We start from the raw sequence: 15,522 nt of genomic DNA, 5'->3' as shown, positions 1-15,522 counted from the left end.
TAAAAAGAATCTTTTATTTTTGTGCCTCTATTGAGGATTAATGCTACAACGAATACAGACAGTTTACCTTTTGATCGCTGCTCTTTTTAGTGCCGGTTTTGTTTTCATATTCAAGCTGTGGGAGGATCAATCTGGTAATTCTGTATTTATTGAAGAGGTATATTCAGCCTTAGGCTTGACTCTTTTATCGGCGTTAATTTCAATAATTACGATCTTTTTATTTAGGAATAGAAAGCTTCAGTTTGTGCTCGGGCGTATCAATATCTTATTAAACTTAATTTTACTAGGATTATTTGTCTATTGGTCCCTAACTGTATCTGGAGAAACTTCGGTTTCAGAGAAAGGTATTGGGATGCTGACTCCTGTATTTTCTATCGTTTTTTTAGTGCTGGCCAATAAGGCTATAAAAAAGGATGAAGATCTTGTAAAATCTGTGGACCGACTGCGATAAACCTTTCATCTTAGTAGTATTAGTGCGTAAAAACCCGGAGTGAAAGCTCCGGGTTTTTTAGTTCGTAGAAATTCAAAATTCAAGGTTTGAGGTCGATCGTAACTCTAGAAGAATGATTCAAATATCGATATTTTTTGTTCTGAATTTTTGACCACTGACCACTGACCACTAACCACTACCTTTTCCCAAGTTCAATTACCTCCAGATCCTTGATTTCCTTGCCATCAATAGCAAAGCGCAGCATAGTTCTCATTTGATGGAAGCCCTGTTTACCTGCAGCGCCGGGATTCATGTGTAGACATCCCAGCTTCTTATCATTCATCACCTTTAGGATATGTGAGTGCCCGCTAATGAAGATCTTTGGGGGATTGGCTTTTATTTCCTCCTTTACAGCAGGGGAGTAGCGGCCGGGATAACCTCCAATATGTGTGATCCATACATCCACTTCTTCACACATGAACCTGTTGTTGAGCGGAAACTCTTTTCGTATCTCCCCGCCATCTATGTTCCCAAAAACGGCTTTGAGAGGCTTTATTTTTTGAAGCGAATCACTTACTGCAGTAGTTCCAATATCACCTGCATGCCACACTTCATCTGCTTCGCGGGCAAAAGTAAGAATGCGTTCGTCAATATATCCATGGGTGTCGCTAAGCAGTAGGATCTTTTTCATTGAGAATAATTATAATCAGATTAACAATCTAAAGACGGTGAAGAATGAGCAGTTGCCTTTAATGGCTTATCTTTGTCTCTTTAATTGGCTAAAGTAAAAATTTAGATTGAGATATTTTTTGGAGCTGGAATACTTCGGAAAAGCCTATCACGGCTGGCAGCGACAGCCTACGGCAATTTCGGTCCAGGAAGTTGTAGAGAATTCATTAAGAACCTTGCTTCAGGAAGAAATAGAAATAGTTGGAGCCGGAAGAACAGATGCCGGAGTTCACGCACGGCAGATCTTTGCCCATTTTGATTCTGAAGCTCAGCTCTCTAACGAGTTTATTTTTAGAGTCAATTCCCTGTTGCCAAAAGATATTGCTGTAAAGGACCTAAAGCATGTAAAGCCCGAAGCTCATGCAAGATTTGACGCTCTGTCCCGTTCTTATGAATACTGGATAGCGATCAGGAAAAATGTCTTTGTAACAGATTTTGCTCACCTGGTACTTCGGGATCTGGACGTTAATAAGATGAATGAGGCGGCACAAATTTTAATGGAATATGAAAATTTTAAGTGCTTCTCCAGGTCCCGTACAGATGTGCATACGTATAACTGCAGAATAGATAGGGCAGAGTGGGTGCAGGAGAACGGGATGCTGTTGTTTCACATTACTGCAGATCGTTTTCTTCGTAATATGGTAAGAGCTATAGTGGGTACCTTGCTTGACATTGGCCAATTAAAACTTGAGGTGAAGGAAATGCACCGTATCATAAAAAGTGAAAACAGGAGCCAGGCAGGAGCATCAGTACCTGCTCACGGACTCTATTTAACCGGGATAAAATATCCTGAAAGTATTTTTATTTAATGGCAGCATCGGGAAACGCATTTGATTTTACACTGTTTAAGCGATTGCTTGGTTACGCCCATGCCTACAGGTGGGCTTTTTATTTTGTAGCTATTGCTGCTATTCTCCTGTCGTTCCTGGGAGTAATGCGTCCTTACTTACTTCAGCTTACTATAGATAATTCTATTGTTCCTCAGGACAACGATCAGCTCTTTTTCTACATAAGTTTAATGGTAGGTGTTCTTTTGCTGGAGGTGATATTCCAGTTCTGTTTTATCTACTTTGCAAACTGGCTGGGGCAGGAGGTGATACGGGATCTTCGGGTCAATCTTTTCAGGCATATGCTGCAATTCAAGATGAAATATTTTGATAATTCGGCAGTTGGGCGTTTGGTCACCAGGGCAGTGAGCGATATCGAAACTATTGCGAGTATCTTTAGTGAGGGATTATTTGTGATCATCAGTGATCTGCTAAAAATGCTGGTTATCCTTGGCTTTATGTTTTACCAAAGTTGGCAATTGACATTGTTGGTTCTCGTTGTGTTGCCTTTCATCCTCTATGCGACCAGGGTATTTCAGAAAAAGATGAAGCTTGCATTTGAAGAAGTACGAACACAGGTTGCTAATCTTAACACTTTTGTGCAGGAGAGGATTACCGGGATGAAGATCGTTCAGCTTTTTACAAGGGAACAAAGGGAGTATGAAAACTTCAAGGAAATCAACGATAAACACCGCAAAGGCTGGATCAAGACTGTATGGTACAACTCAATCTTCTTCCCAATTGCCGAAATGGCCACGTCCATTACTATTGGTTTGATCGTGTGGTATGGAGGCTTGAGAGTAGTTGCAGGAAGTGAAGCGATCACTCTGGGGGTGATCGTGGCATTCGTGGAATTGAGCCAGATGTTGTTTAGGCCTCTAAGACAAATTGCCGATAAATTTAATACTCTGCAAATGGGTATGGTCGCCGCAAACAGGGTTTTTGGAATTTTAGATACTGAAGCTTCAATTGCAGACAATGGAAAGATAGAAGTGGATCATCTCAAAGGAGAAATAGAATTTGAAAATGTGAGATTCAGTTATGTAGGAGATGAAGAAGTGCTTAAAGGGGTGTCTTTTAAAGCTGAACCCGGCGAAACTGTGGCAATCGTGGGAGCCACCGGTGCTGGAAAATCGACTATCATCAATTTGCTCAACAGGTCTTATGAGATTTCCAGTGGCCGCATTCTCATTGACAATATCGATGTAAAAGACATGACTCTTAAAAGTCTGAGGGGAGAAATTGCCATTGTACTGCAGGATGTATTTTTATTTGCAGATACCATCTTCAATAATATTACTCTTAATGACCCAAAGATCACTAAAGATCAGGTGGTAAAGGCAGCCAAAGAAATTGGGGTTGACAAGTTTATTGCCAGTCTGCCGGGAGGTTATGATTACAACGTGAAGGAACGTGGAGTAATGCTCTCCTCGGGACAGCGACAATTAATTGCATTTTTGAGGGCTTATGTTAGTAACCCCAGTATTCTCGTTTTGGATGAAGCTACTTCGTCTGTGGACTCATATAGTGAACAGCTTATTCAGGATGCCACTCTAAAAATTACACAGGGCCGTACCTCGATTGTAATTGCCCATAGACTTGCAACCGTTAAAAAAGCCGATAAGATCCTGGTAATGGATGCCGGTAAGATCGTAGAGTTAGGAACTCATTCCGAATTGCTCAAGAAGGAAAATGGTTATTATAAAAACCTGTATGAGGTCCAATTCATGCAGGAGGAATCAGCATAGACCGGGAATAGCTTTAGCGTGAGGAATTTAAACAAGGTCCGATTTTAATTTTTTAATAAGGTCATCCCTGTCCTGGAACATTACAAATTCTCCGTCCTTAATATACGAGATCTGTCCTGTTTCCTCACTTACCACCAGTGCAACAGCATCTGTTTTTTCTGTGATTCCTACCGCAGCGCGGTGTCGCAGCCCGAAGCGGAGGGGAATGTTTCGGTCATTGGAGACAGGAAGGATAACTCTTGTTGCCGTAATATAATTGTCTTCTATAATAAGTGCTCCGTCGTGTAATATGCTGTTCTTGTAAAAGATGGATTCAATGATTGGTTGATTCACCAGGATCTTCATTGGATCTCCACTTTGTTTCACAAAATCGAGACTGGTATTCCGTTGGATCACAATAAGAGCTCCCGTGTTGGTTCGCCCCATATTTTCGCAGGCTTTCACTACTGCTTCGATATCGTTAGGTGTTTCGAGATCATCTTTAATGATCTTTAAGGTCTGTAAAAAGCGTCTTCTTCGTGCAAAATTGGTGGAGCCAATCATGAGAAGGAACTTTCTAATTTCCTGTTGAAAAACGACGATGAGGGCAAACATTCCCACCCCAATAAATTCTCCGAGTACGCTGCTGAGCATTTCCATGCGCAACAGTTGTGTGAGCTTCCACACGAAATAGATGATCACTATCCCAATAAAGATGTTGACAGCAACGGTTCCTTTTACAAGTCTGTAGATGTAATACAGCAGGGCCGCGATAAAGATGATGTCAACAATATCAAGAATGCGTAGGTCCAGGAAGTCCAAAGTAGGTTGCTTTTTGGTAAATGTAAAAAATTATGAGCTAGTTTGGGAGTAGGTGCAGCAATTTCACACATTCCACTGCCTCTTTCACATCATGTACTCTCAGGATGTTGCTTCCTTTCAATAAAGCAATGGTATTGAGAACTGTTGTACCGTTAAGAGCTTCATCTGGTGAAGTTTTAAAGGTTTTGTAAATGAGGGATTTTCTGGAAAGGCCCGAAAGTATTGGCAGTTCAAGATTTTGAAAGAGCTCCAGTTTTGAGAGCAGCTCAAAATTCTGTTCAATATTTTTCGAAAAGCCAAAGCCGGGGTCTATAATAAGATCATTTATTCCAATTTCTCTGGCATGATCTACTTTCTCCGAAAAATAAAACAGGATGTCCTGTACAAGGTCCCCGTAATTGTTGAGGTTTTTCATGTTTTGAGGATTGCCTCTCATGTGCATCATGATATAAGGTACCTGCAATTGAGACACAGTTTTCATCATTTTTTCATCAAGATTTCCTGCGGAAATATCGTTGATCATGGCCGCACCTGCCTCCACGCATTGCCTGGCTACTTCACTCCGGAAGGTGTCAATGGAAAGGATTATTTCCGGAAATTTCTCAACCAGGTCCTCCACCACCGGAAGTATCCGGTGTAGTTCCTCTTCTTCAGAAATATCCTTGGCTCCGGGCCGGCTGCTGTAGGAACCAACATCAATAAAATCGGCTCCCTCTGTCAGCATTTTCTCAGCCTGTCGAAGATGTTCTTCGTTATTTTTCCTGCGGCCGCCATCATAGAAGGAATCGGGTGTAAGGTTGAGGATTCCCATCACTTTTGGAACAGAAAGATCTATGAGTTGTCCTTTGCAGTTGATATACATGCTGAAAAATGCGGTTTTTTGGTTGGAAAAATTAACTTTGACAAAAAGAATTAAATCAGCGAAATTTACGCAAATTAACCGTTTCTATGAAGGATACTTCTGCCCAATATGATGCTGTGATCACCGAATGTCGCGGCCTTTTCATGAAAAAAATGAAAGATTACGGCTGTGCATGGCGCATATTGAGATTACCCTCCCTTACAGATCAAATCTTCATAAAGGCGCAGCGAATAAGGGGGCTCCAGGAGAATGAGGTAAGAAAAGTCGATGAAGGCGAGGTGCCCGAATTCATCGGGATCATTAATTATTCAGTCATGGCTTTGATCCAGTTGGAAAAAGGAATCGCCGTACAACCCGATCTTACTTCAGAAGAAGTGGAGGAGCTTTATGACCGCACCGTTTCACGTACCAAGCAACTTATGGAAAATAAGAATCATGACTACGGAGAAGCCTGGCGGGAAATGAGGGTAAGTTCCCTAACAGATCTTATTCTTCAAAAGGTGCTGCGAATAAAACAAATTGAAGATAATAAAGGCAAAACACTGGTAAGTGAAGGAATTGAGGCAAACTATGAAGATATGATCAATTATGCTGTTTTTGCCCTTATTCATATTCATGAAGAGAGCGAATTGAGTAAATCTTAAATAATCATACATGAGAATTCTGGTAGGTATTGCCCGATGGGTTGTGGGTCTTTTATTCATTTTTTCGGGATTTGTAAAGTTGAATGACCCCATTGGTTTTTCTTTTAAGCTTGAAGAATATTTTAGTCCGTCGGTGCTCGATCTGGAATTTTTAGCTCCTTTTGCGCTTATAATCGCAATTCTCCTGGTAGTTTTCGAATTGGTTTTGGGTATCATGCTACTCATTGGCTATTTACCAAAGTTCACGACCTGGGCGCTATTGCTAATGATCATCTTCTTTACCTTCCTCACTTTTTATTCCGCTTACTACAATAAGGTGACCGACTGTGGTTGTTTTGGTGATGCTATTCCCTTAACGCCCTGGCAATCTTTTTATAAAGATGTTATTCTGTTGGTTCTTATTCTAATTCTCTTCTTTAAAAGGGAATATATAACACCTTATTTCGCAAAGGCTTCACATCGATGGATCGTTTTTCTATCCTTTATGTTGTGCTTTGTTTTCGCCTATTACGTTCTTATGCACCTGCCGGTCTTTGATTTTAGGGCGTATAAGGAAGGAACTCATATTGAGCAGGCCATGACTGTACCACCGGGAGCGCCGGAGGCAGTTTATGACTACAACTGGAAATTCCGTGTCAATGGTGAGGAGAAGATCTATACTACCAGCGGAGCATATCCCACAGTTGAAGGAGAATTTATAGAAGTAGACACAGAACTTGTGCAAAAAGGATATGAACCGCCCATTCATGATTTTTCCATCGAAAAAGATGGGGAAAATCACCTTTCTGAAGTTCTTGCTGAAGATAAGCTGCTTATGATCATTGCCTATAGCCTTGGCCGGAGTGAAAGTGACGGAATGAAAAAATTGAAAGACGTGATAAACAGGGCACGCAGCAACGGGTACAGGGTCATTGGCCTTTCAGCTTCAGGCGAGGAGTTAAAAGAACAAATGAATGAGAAGTACGGTCTGGACCTGGAGTGGTACTTTAGTGATGAAACTGCACTTAAGACTATAATCCGAAGTAATCCCGGTTTTGTAAGACTTCAGGAGGGAACTATTCTTCAAAAGCGGCATTGGAATGATGCCGAAGAGCTTGAATTCTAAGAGGCTTCAAAAATGCCATTTTTGACACCCTGTTTTTTAGCTTTTTCTTCTAAATCTGCAGGTTCTTAGAGCCTGCAGTCTTATATTTGTACTTATAGCTAAAACAATTTCTTCTGAATGTTAACATGCTGATTGTTAATGTTTTTGATTGATTTTTATCAAAGTTTTAGCTGCACAATTAAAAACAGAATACTAACTTACCCTTAAACGACCATTATGAGAGACAAAATAGTAGCCGGAAACTGGAAAATGAACAATGACCTGGCACAAACTGAAGATCTACTTTCAAACATCAAGAACCTTTATAAAGAAAATGAAGGGGTTCGGGTTATTGTGGCGCCTTCTTTTACAAATCTTTATCACAGCTTTGAGTCTTTGAGGAATTCGAAGATAGAGGTTGCTGCTCAAAATATGAATGAAAATAGCGAAGGAGCTTTTACCGGAGAGGTTTCGGCGAGAATGTTGACCAGTGTGGGAGTGAAAATCGTAATCCTTGGGCACAGTGAACGAAGAGCGATCTTTAAAGAGACAGATGAATTGCTGGCTAAGAAAGTAGATGCCGCCCTGGAAAATGATATGGAGGTGATCTTTTGCTGTGGTGAAGAATTAAATGAACGCAAAGCCGAAAAACATTTTGAGATCGTAAAACAACAGTTGGAAAAAGGTCTTTTTCACCTTTCTGAGGAGCAATGGGAGAAAATCATAATTGCTTATGAACCTGTTTGGGCCATTGGTACGGGAGAGACCGCTTCCCCCGAACAGGCGCAGGAAATGCATGCCTTTATCAGAAAGTCAATTTCTGAAAAATTCGGAAGTGAATTGGCTAATAAGATAGCCATACTCTACGGCGGGAGCGTTAAACCGGGAAATGCCCAGGAGATCTTTGCTAAAGAAGATGTTGACGGCGGACTCATTGGTGGTGCCAGCTTAAAAGCTGAAGACTTTATGGCTATTGCCAACGCCTTTTAAATATGAAGAACATGAATTATCTGGAGTTTAAATTTGTAATTGAGCCTCCACAACCTGCATCAGAGATCCTTATTGCCGAATTGGGCATGGAGGGTTTTGAAAGTTTTGTGGAGAATGAAGATGGGATCACTGCCTATATTCCAAAGGAAGAATTTGAGGCAGAGAGTATGACGGGGATACACATACTCCAATCAGATGAATTCGATATTTCTTTCACCCAAACCGAAATTGAGCAGGTGAATTGGAATGTAGAATGGGAAAAGAACTTTCATCCCATTATTGTAAATGAAAAATGTGGAGTTAGAGCACCTTTTCACCCAAAGCCCGATGTCACCTACGACATTGTTATAGAGCCAAAAATGTCATTTGGAACCGGTCATCATGCTACTACTCATATGATGATTGAATTTCTTTTGGAACATGATCTTGAAAACAAAAAAGTGCTCGATATGGGTTGCGGTACGGGAGTACTGGCAATAGTTGCCGAGAAAAGAGGGGCATCACGAATTGATGCGATAGATATCGATAACTGGTGCTTTCAAAACACCCGGGAAAATGTTGAACGCAATGAATGTCAAAAGATAGCAGCTTTTGAGGGTGGCGCAGAGCTTCTAAAAGATCGAACATACGACGTAATAATTGCCAATATTAACCGTAATATTCTGCTTGAGGATATGAAGGCGTATAACAACAGTCTTAGCAAGGGAGGAGAACTTTACCTAAGTGGTTTCTACGCTAAAGATGTACCTGTGATTAGGGAGGCATGCGAGAAAGAAGGACTGGAATATAATGACTACAAAGAGCGGGATGAATGGGTGGCTTTAAAATTTCTTAAAAAGAATAATTAGAAAGAAATTGTTATATTTAAGCCCTGTTTTTCCATTGAAAATGATTGATTATGAGTACACAAGAAGAAGTTCTTGAGAAGAAGAAGGTAGAGAGCAAGGAATCAAAACTGCATGAGATCGTTCTGTATAATGACGACTATAACACCTTTGACCACGTTATAGAAACGCTGATCATTGCGTGTGACCACACCCCCGAGCAAGCCGAACAATGTTCTTTGCTGGTGCATTACAAAGGCAAGTGTACGGTAAAAACCGGCACCTATAAAGATCTGGAACCAAGATGTGGAAAACTTTTGGAAGAAGGTTTAACGGCCGAGATAGTTTAAAAACTTCAGGGAATAATATATGGAAAGGGCAGGAGTGGTGACTTCCTGCCCTTCTTTGTTGTTGTTCTAAAAGGTTTACACCTTTAAAGTTTTCAAATTTCTATATTTCCTTTTCTATTTCTGAACTTCTTTTCTTACGAAAATCACGTTGCATCATTCGGCGGTATTGGTCTGTATATCCCCAATCCTTTCTTGTGGTTTCTTTTGTTGATTCTGAATTTTCAGGGGAAGAATATCCTCTTCCGATCCTGTTCCATAAAATCTTTTTGTCGGCCATGGCAGTAATGTTATAAGGTTAATTCCGGAAGCAAATCCGGGTAAAATTAATGAAGTGGCTGTTTGTCAAAGATATTAAAGGGCGTTTTTTCAATCATTAATGGCGTTTTTGTTTAACTTATTTTTAGCCTATCCCTGTGAAAAAGGAAAAAACTTATGATCGTAGAGTATAATTTATCATCAACAAGAGTCATAATCACAGGTCATTCTGTTTCATCTTATACTGAGCAATAGGAAATTATATTACCGGGCTTTGCATTATCCCCGTAAATTGATTAAGACTTCTGATAATTCCGCGTCATTACCTCCAAAATGGCAGAATTTTGCCGTTATTTTTCGAAATATCCTAAAGCTTTGTTAATGCTTTTTCTTAATTTTGTGTTCATGAAAAAGGCTGCCGAAATCTCTTTTCTTTTCCTGGTGTGCCTCACGTTTCTAATTGGTTGTGGAGGTGAGGGAAGTAAGAAACTCCCTGTTACTCCCGAACCGGGCTCCGCGGGACATTATTATTTGTTAGGCCTTGATACGGCAGATATTGAAGCGAAGCTAGAGCTTTATAATAAAGGTTTAGCAGCAGTAAAAGACAAAAAAGATTCTTCGCTGGTTGCACTTCTGGATGGGAAGATTTATGCTTATTCGCGGTTAGGAATAGAAGACAGTGTTGATTTTTGGATCGACAGTTTAATCTCGGCTGCAGAATTTCAGGGAGATCTTTTTTACATGGCCAAAGGATATTACAGGAAGTCATGGTCTTTCCGCAAAGTGAATCCGGAAGAGCAATTTAGAACGGCTTATTACTCGCGTAATCTTTACTTAAAGTATGGAGATAGTGCTTTGGCAGGGAGACGATCACTGGATATGGCTAATGCCCAATTGGGTTATGGGGATTATGCAGGGAGCCAGGAATCTGCAATAGAGGCTCTTAAATTTCTTGATGAAGAAAGGGATCCACACTACGTGAGTTCGGCTTATAATGTCCTGGGACTTTCTTATGGTGAGCAAAGATTATATTCAGAAGCGCTTAAGGAATATCAAAACGCCTTGAAATATGCGGTTGATCGTAAGGACAGTCTCAGCTATCTGCACAATATCGCCCTTCTTTACAAGAATCAGGAGAACTATTCAGAGGCCACGAGGATCTTTCGGGAGATAATAAATTCTGATGAAGCCAGTGAGAGTTCTCAAATAAGGTTTAGGGACAATTATGCATTCATGCGATGGCTACAGGATTCTACCTGTAAAGCCGATAAGGTCATGCTAAAGGCACTGGAGCAAAGACAGGAAATTGGAGATAGGGAAGGAACCCTCGCCAGTTATTCCCACCTGTCCGATTTTTACCGGAATAAAGATCCTGAATTGTCCCGGTTTTACGCTAAAAGGTACCTGGAAGTGGCAAAGTCGCTGTCCAATCCTGCAGCAGAGGTTGAAGCCCTTAGCCGGCTTATTCCTCTTACAGAGGGCAAGGAGGAGGATGAGTACGTAGAGCGATATCTTTTCTTGAGTGACAGCCTAAAAGAAGCCAATGTAAGACTCAAGTACCAATTCGCCAAGATAAGATTTGATGAGGAACGAAAGGAACAACAGATCAATCTTTTAAAAGCTGAAAATCTCACACAAACCTTGAGATCGGAGAAGTTGAGAACCAGCAATATTATAGCTTCTCTTACAGCTCTTGTTATCCTGCTTTTTTCTGTTGGACTTTACTATTATTTCAGGCAGCGAGGCAGGAAAGAGAAGGTGAAACAAATTTATCGCACAGAGAGTAGGATATCCAGGAGGATACACGATGAATTGGCCAATGATATTTACCACGTAATGAGTTCTCTGGAACCAGTTGCACCTTCGCCCATGATCGATAAACTGGAGAGGATCTATCAGCGTACCCGTGATTTCTCGAGAGAAAACAGTGAAATCGTTACCGGAGCCGAATTTCTAAAAGGGTTGCTGAATATGCTTTCAGGAACCGTACCTGCGGGAACAAAACTTATTATTAGAGGGGAAGACACTATAAACTGGAATAAATTAGAGGCCGAAAAAAAGATCGTGGTCTACAGAGTCCTTCAGGAGATGGTGGTCAATATGAAAAAACATAGTCAGGCAAAACTTGTAGCTCTTGTGTTCTCTAAAGAAGGGAAACAAATAAAGATCAGCTATTCAGATAACGGTGTAGGAGCAGAGCAAAAGGTGCTGGAAAATGGAAATGGCATCAAAAATCTTAAGGACCGACTTAAAACCATTAAAGGAAACGCCATTTTTGAAACTGCAGAAAAAGGAGTAAAGGCTGAATTCTTTATCCCTTTTAAATCTTAAGATAATTCCACAGGTTTTCTACTGTTCCCTGGGCGGTGGAAAATACCGGAGAAAATACATTTTATCCCCACTTGGATGATCCCACTCATTGAATAGTTCAAAGCCATAACGTCTATAGGCAAGACTTATTCGTCTAATCCTGGTCTCGGCATAAATAGGAAGTTGCAGGTCTTTGGCAATGGCAAAGAACTGGTTTTTCATATCATAAGCCGTTTTGGCGTCATCACTACCCCGGGCATCACTAAGAATTCCCCAGAACCAGCAGTATAGGTAATCACCTTCTTTTGGACGCTGTGCCTTAACATACTCCTGTACCTTCATAGCCTTTAAACCTTTTTGGATACCTGTAACATTCCAGGCAAGCTTAAGGTCCATAATGAGATCTTTCCAAAAATTTTTGTCCTTGCTATTGGTTTTAAAGAGTATTGCTATTCCCTTTCCATCGGGAGAAGTAATAAGAGCATCCTTTTCTATGGCTTTTTCTACCATGTACTTTGCCAGGTAACGGAATCTTTTCTCTTTCTTGGAATCATCCTTAACGATCTCCATTGAAGTTGGAATTTCCTGTAGTAGAGTGGAGACGTTTTCGATTATTTGCTGCTTATTCAAGGGGCTGAAAATTTTTCGGAAAGATAGAAAATTGAATGCAGTTAAACTTCCGGCAAAAAGGAATATTTGCTGCGATATTTTTCAGTTTGAAAAAATTTGTTCAAAGAAATGTCATTTTTGAACCGGTTTGGAATGGTTTTTTACATTTGTTTTTCCTTATCAAAGTCTTATGAAAAAAATTATAGCCCTTTTTGTTGTCTTATGTTCAATGAATACCATCGCTCAATCTACCAGTCAACATGATTCCCTGACTCTTAGAAAGCTTTACGATATGTCCCTGCTCAATGGCCAGAGCTATGCCTGGCTTGATCATCTTTCAAACAACATTGGAGGTCGGCTGTCTGGTTCTGTGAATGCACAGCGTGCTGTGGAGTACACTAAAGCTGAATTAGAAAAACTTGGGTTGGACCGGGTGTGGTTACAGCCGGTGATGGTTCCAAAGTGGACTCGTGGTAATCCCGAATACGCCTATGTGCAAACTCCTGGTGGTCCTTCCAATACAGTCAACATCCTTGCTTTGGGTGGTTCAGTCGCGACGCCCGATACCGGCCTGCGGGCAAAGGTGATCGAAGTGCAGGGGATTGAAGACCTTGCAAGGTACGGCAGGGAGCAGATTGAAGGAAAGATAGTCTTTTTCAACCGACCCATGCGTGCAGATCTCATCCATACCTTTGAGGCTTACGGAGGTTGTGTGGATCAGCGATATTCGGGTGCGGCCGAAGCTGCCAAATACGGTGCGGCAGGGGTGATCGTTCGTTCCCTTTCACATAAAATTGATGATTATCCTCATACCGGCTCTATGAGCTACGGAGACCTGCCAAATGATAAAAGGATCCCTGCGGCTGCAATAAGCACAAAAGATGCTGAATACCTTAGTGGGATGCTAAAGCTGAACAAGGATCTTGATTTTTACTATAAGATGAACTGCCGGAACTTCGAGGATGTGGAATCATACAACGTAATTGGCGAGATCAAAGGAAGTGAGCGCCCCGAAGAAATCATTGTAGTAGGAGGTCACCTTGATTCCTGGGATGTGGGGGATGGTTCACACGATGATGGCGCCGGGGTGGTACAGTCTATGGAAGTTTTGAGGCTTTTCAAAGAAACCGGGATCAGACCAAAAAGGACAATTCGGGTAGTTCTCTTTATGAATGAGGAAAATGGTCTTAGAGGCGGAAATAAATACGCCGAAATTGCCGGGAAGAACAAGGAAAATCACATCTTCGCTTTAGAAAGTGATGCCGGAGGTTTTACGCCCCGCGGATTTTCTTTTGATGCCCGCGATTCTCAATTCGAAAAGATCCAGAGCTGGAAACCCCATTTTGAGCCCTATCTTATTCATTATTTCGCGAGAGGTAGTAGCGGTGCAGATATCGGGCCGTTGAAAAATGGAAGTACAGTTCTCGCCGGTCTCCGTCCTGATTCTCAACGTTATTTTGATCATCACCATGCTGCTACAGATACTTTTGACGCCGTGAATAAACGGGAACTGGAATTGGGCGCAGCTACTATGGCTTCCCTGGTTTACCTGGTTGATAAATATGGTTTTGATGGCATTCAGAACGATCCCGAGATCCTGAAATAAAAAGAATTGCCGGGCTTTGTTTCCCGGCAATTAAACTTTCTATCTTTGCAGCCTTAAACTTCAAGGCTTGCAGCTCACTGCCTACACAAAAGAATTTAGTAAGAACCTTAACATCGCTTACCCTGTGATGCTTGGGCAATTGGGGCATGTGATGGTTGGCCTGGCCGATAACATCATGGTAGGGCAACTGGGAGCCGCGCCACTTGCAGCTGTTTCCCTGGGGAACAGCCTAGTTTTTATAGCCCTGTCTTTGGGGATTGGGTTCTCTTTTGCCATTACGCCTTTGATCGCTGAAGCCGATGGAGCAGGAGACATCGAGACCGGCAAAAGCTATTTCCATCACGGTATCATTATGTGCGGGATCAATGGACTATTCCTGTTTATCCTGCTGTTACTGGCTAAACCCATACTTTACCACCTCGATCAACCGCCAGAAGTTGTGGACCTGGCAATTCCATACCTGGAGATAGTAGCTTTTTCTATGATCCCGCTAATGATTTTCCAGGCTTACAAACAGTTTGCCGATGGTCTTTCCCAAACCCGCTATGCTATGTATGCTACACTAATAGCCAATGTGGTAAATGTGGTGTTTAATTACCTGCTCATCTATGGGATCTGGATTTTTCCACGGCTCGAGCTGGAAGGCGCGGCCAGGGGAACTCTTATTTCAAGATTTTTTATGCTGTGGTTTGTTTGGGAGATCTTAAGAAGAAAGAAAAAATTCCGGAAGTATTTTGAATGGTCCCGAAAAGAACTGGTTAAAATTGACATTTTTAAGAGGTTATTTGCTTTGGGTTTTCCAACTGCTTTGCAGATGCTGTTTGAAGTGGCGATCTTTACCGCAACAGTTTTTCTTGCCGGTACTTTAGGAACTAATCCGCAGGCAGCAAATCAAATTGCACTCAATCTGGCCTCCATGACCTTTATGGTGGCTGTGGGGCTGGGAGTGACGGCAACAATAAGAGTAGGAAACCAGAAGGGAAAAGGGAATTATTCTGAGTTACGGCGGATAGCCTTTTCCACTTTTTTGCTGGTTTTCCTAATCGAAGCAGTATTTGCAGTAGGTTTTATCCTGCTCAAAGACTGGTTGCCAACTCTCTATATTGACAACGTGGAAGTGATCTTACTGGCAGCTCAATTACTAATTATAGCAGCTTTATTTCAGTTAAGTGATGGGATGCAGGTAGTGATACTGGGGGCGCTAAGAGGTCTGCAGGATGTGAAATTCCCCACCCTCATCTGTTTCATTGCTTATTGGATCATAGGATTTCCCGTCTCCTGGTATCTGGGAAAAGAATCGGCTCTTGGAAGTATGGGAATCTGGCTGGGATTACTGGCCGGGCTTAGCGCATCTGCTTTAATGTTGTATCTTCGATTCAATTATTTAAGTAAAAAATTACTCATTACGGCAGGCACTTCGGGCGAGCCGGAAGGGAGCAAAATATAAAAGTGA

Annotated in this window: 16 protein-coding genes; 11 read left to right on the top strand and 5 right to left on the bottom strand. The window is 41.5% G+C overall.

The annotated features are described in order from the left end of the window. Nucleotides 1-40 precede the first annotated feature (40 nt). Nucleotides 41-451 (top strand): DUF4293 domain-containing protein, encoded by a 411-nt coding sequence (locus VR862_RS08940; protein WP_324720620.1) that lies wholly within the window; start codon nt 41-43, stop codon nt 449-451. Between the two features lie 175 nt (nt 452-626). On the opposite strand, the gene VR862_RS08935 is transcribed toward VR862_RS08940, so the two are convergent. Next, the gene (locus VR862_RS08935) at nt 627-1,121 is read right to left on the bottom strand and encodes a metallophosphoesterase family protein (RefSeq protein WP_324720619.1); all 495 of its coding nucleotides are present in this window, start codon (nt 1,119-1,121) and stop codon (nt 627-629) included. Between the two features lie 106 nt (nt 1,122-1,227). Here VR862_RS08935 and truA point away from each other — a divergent pair, with 106 nt between their 5' ends. Both truA and VR862_RS08925 read left to right on the top strand, forming a co-directional pair. After that, nucleotides 1,228-1,968, top strand: coding sequence for a tRNA pseudouridine(38-40) synthase TruA (gene truA / locus VR862_RS08930; protein WP_324720618.1), 741 nt, complete (start codon nt 1,228-1,230; stop codon nt 1,966-1,968). Next, the gene (locus tag VR862_RS08925; protein ID WP_324720617.1) at nt 1,968-3,734 is read left to right on the top strand and encodes an ABC transporter ATP-binding protein; all 1,767 of its coding nucleotides are present in this window, start codon (nt 1,968-1,970) and stop codon (nt 3,732-3,734) included. The genes truA and VR862_RS08925 overlap by 1 nt, the downstream gene beginning before the upstream one ends. A gap of 27 nt (nt 3,735-3,761) precedes the next feature. Here VR862_RS08925 and VR862_RS08920 read toward each other — a convergent pair whose 3' ends face one another. Together VR862_RS08920 and folP are read right to left on the bottom strand one after the other, a co-directional pair. Further along, on the bottom strand, nt 3,762-4,535 hold the full coding sequence (locus VR862_RS08920; protein WP_324720616.1) for a diadenylate cyclase: 774 nt from the start codon (nt 4,533-4,535) through the stop codon (nt 3,762-3,764). Nucleotides 4,536-4,572: 37 nt separating this feature from the next. Further along, nucleotides 4,573-5,397 (bottom strand): dihydropteroate synthase, encoded by an 825-nt coding sequence (folP, locus tag VR862_RS08915; protein ID WP_324720615.1) that lies wholly within the window; start codon nt 5,395-5,397, stop codon nt 4,573-4,575. An 86-nt stretch (nt 5,398-5,483) separates the two neighbouring features. Between folP and VR862_RS08910 the strand changes: the two genes are divergently transcribed. The 5 genes from VR862_RS08910 (at nt 5,484) to VR862_RS08890 (ending at nt 9,289) form a co-directional block, all read left to right on the top strand. Next, nucleotides 5,484-6,041, top strand: a complete 558-nt coding sequence (locus VR862_RS08910) for a DUF1599 domain-containing protein (protein WP_324720614.1) — start codon at nt 5,484-5,486, stop codon at nt 6,039-6,041. A gap of 10 nt (nt 6,042-6,051) precedes the next feature. Further along, nucleotides 6,052-7,146, top strand: a complete 1,095-nt coding sequence (locus VR862_RS08905) for a BT_3928 family protein (protein WP_324720613.1) — start codon at nt 6,052-6,054, stop codon at nt 7,144-7,146. Nucleotides 7,147-7,362: 216 nt separating this feature from the next. Next, on the top strand, nt 7,363-8,115 hold the full coding sequence (gene tpiA, locus VR862_RS08900; RefSeq protein WP_324720612.1) for a triose-phosphate isomerase: 753 nt from the start codon (nt 7,363-7,365) through the stop codon (nt 8,113-8,115). Nucleotides 8,116-8,117: 2 nt separating this feature from the next. Then, nucleotides 8,118-8,963 carry a 50S ribosomal protein L11 methyltransferase gene (gene prmA / locus VR862_RS08895; RefSeq protein ID WP_324720611.1) on the top strand — a complete coding sequence of 282 codons (846 nt, stop codon included), beginning with the start codon at nt 8,118-8,120 and terminating at the stop codon, nt 8,961-8,963. Between the two features lie 50 nt (nt 8,964-9,013). Next, the gene (locus VR862_RS08890) at nt 9,014-9,289 is read left to right on the top strand and encodes an ATP-dependent Clp protease adaptor ClpS (protein WP_324720610.1); all 276 of its coding nucleotides are present in this window, start codon (nt 9,014-9,016) and stop codon (nt 9,287-9,289) included. 100 nt (nt 9,290-9,389) lie between these two features. Here VR862_RS08890 and VR862_RS08885 read toward each other — a convergent pair whose 3' ends face one another. Beyond that, nucleotides 9,390-9,566 carry a hypothetical protein gene (locus tag VR862_RS08885; protein WP_324720609.1) on the bottom strand — a complete coding sequence of 59 codons (177 nt, stop codon included), beginning with the start codon at nt 9,564-9,566 and terminating at the stop codon, nt 9,390-9,392. Between the two features lie 383 nt (nt 9,567-9,949). Between VR862_RS08885 and VR862_RS08880 the strand changes: the two genes are divergently transcribed. After that, nucleotides 9,950-11,875: a tetratricopeptide repeat protein gene (locus VR862_RS08880; protein WP_324720608.1), complete on the top strand. Its 1,926-nt coding sequence runs from the start codon at nt 9,950-9,952 to the stop codon at nt 11,873-11,875. Nucleotides 11,876-11,893: 18 nt separating this feature from the next. Here VR862_RS08880 and VR862_RS08875 read toward each other — a convergent pair whose 3' ends face one another. Next, nucleotides 11,894-12,484 (bottom strand): hypothetical protein, encoded by a 591-nt coding sequence (locus VR862_RS08875; protein ID WP_324720607.1) that lies wholly within the window; start codon nt 12,482-12,484, stop codon nt 11,894-11,896. Between the two features lie 169 nt (nt 12,485-12,653). Here VR862_RS08875 and VR862_RS08870 point away from each other — a divergent pair, with 169 nt between their 5' ends. Further along, nucleotides 12,654-14,069 carry a M20/M25/M40 family metallo-hydrolase gene (locus tag VR862_RS08870; RefSeq protein WP_324720606.1) on the top strand — a complete coding sequence of 472 codons (1,416 nt, stop codon included), beginning with the start codon at nt 12,654-12,656 and terminating at the stop codon, nt 14,067-14,069. Between the two features lie 67 nt (nt 14,070-14,136). Beyond that, a complete protein-coding gene (locus VR862_RS08865) occupies nt 14,137-15,516 on the top strand; it encodes an MATE family efflux transporter (RefSeq protein WP_324720605.1) in 1,380 nt (459 codons plus the stop codon). Nucleotides 15,517-15,522 lie beyond the last annotated feature (6 nt).

Source organism: Salinimicrobium aquimaris (genome assembly GCF_035607535.1).
Lineage (GTDB): Bacteria > Bacteroidota > Bacteroidia > Flavobacteriales > Flavobacteriaceae > Salinimicrobium.
The sequence above is the reverse complement of the archived record's forward strand: the minus strand, read 5'-3'. Positions and strand labels throughout refer to the sequence as shown.

Excerpts from the sequence above, each read along its gene's own strand:
- VR862_RS08940 (WP_324720620.1), top strand. The coding sequence starts at position 41 with ATGCTACAACGAATACAGACAGTTTACCTTTTGATCGCTGCTCTTTTT.
- VR862_RS08935 (WP_324720619.1), bottom strand. The coding sequence starts at position 1,121 with ATGAAAAAGATCCTACTGCTTAGCGACACCCATGGATATATTGACGAA.
- VR862_RS08925 (WP_324720617.1), top strand. The coding sequence starts at position 1,968 with ATGGCAGCATCGGGAAACGCATTTGATTTTACACTGTTTAAGCGATTG.
- folP (WP_324720615.1), bottom strand. The coding sequence starts at position 5,397 with ATGTATATCAACTGCAAAGGACAACTCATAGATCTTTCTGTTCCAAAA.
- VR862_RS08910 (WP_324720614.1), top strand. The coding sequence starts at position 5,484 with ATGAAGGATACTTCTGCCCAATATGATGCTGTGATCACCGAATGTCGC.
- VR862_RS08905 (WP_324720613.1), top strand. The coding sequence starts at position 6,052 with ATGAGAATTCTGGTAGGTATTGCCCGATGGGTTGTGGGTCTTTTATTC.
- tpiA (WP_324720612.1), top strand. The coding sequence starts at position 7,363 with ATGAGAGACAAAATAGTAGCCGGAAACTGGAAAATGAACAATGACCTG.
- prmA (WP_324720611.1), top strand. The coding sequence starts at position 8,118 with ATGAAGAACATGAATTATCTGGAGTTTAAATTTGTAATTGAGCCTCCA.
- VR862_RS08890 (WP_324720610.1), top strand. The coding sequence starts at position 9,014 with ATGAGTACACAAGAAGAAGTTCTTGAGAAGAAGAAGGTAGAGAGCAAG.
- VR862_RS08885 (WP_324720609.1), bottom strand. The coding sequence starts at position 9,566 with ATGGCCGACAAAAAGATTTTATGGAACAGGATCGGAAGAGGATATTCT.
- VR862_RS08880 (WP_324720608.1), top strand. The coding sequence starts at position 9,950 with ATGAAAAAGGCTGCCGAAATCTCTTTTCTTTTCCTGGTGTGCCTCACG.
- VR862_RS08870 (WP_324720606.1), top strand. The coding sequence starts at position 12,654 with ATGAAAAAAATTATAGCCCTTTTTGTTGTCTTATGTTCAATGAATACC.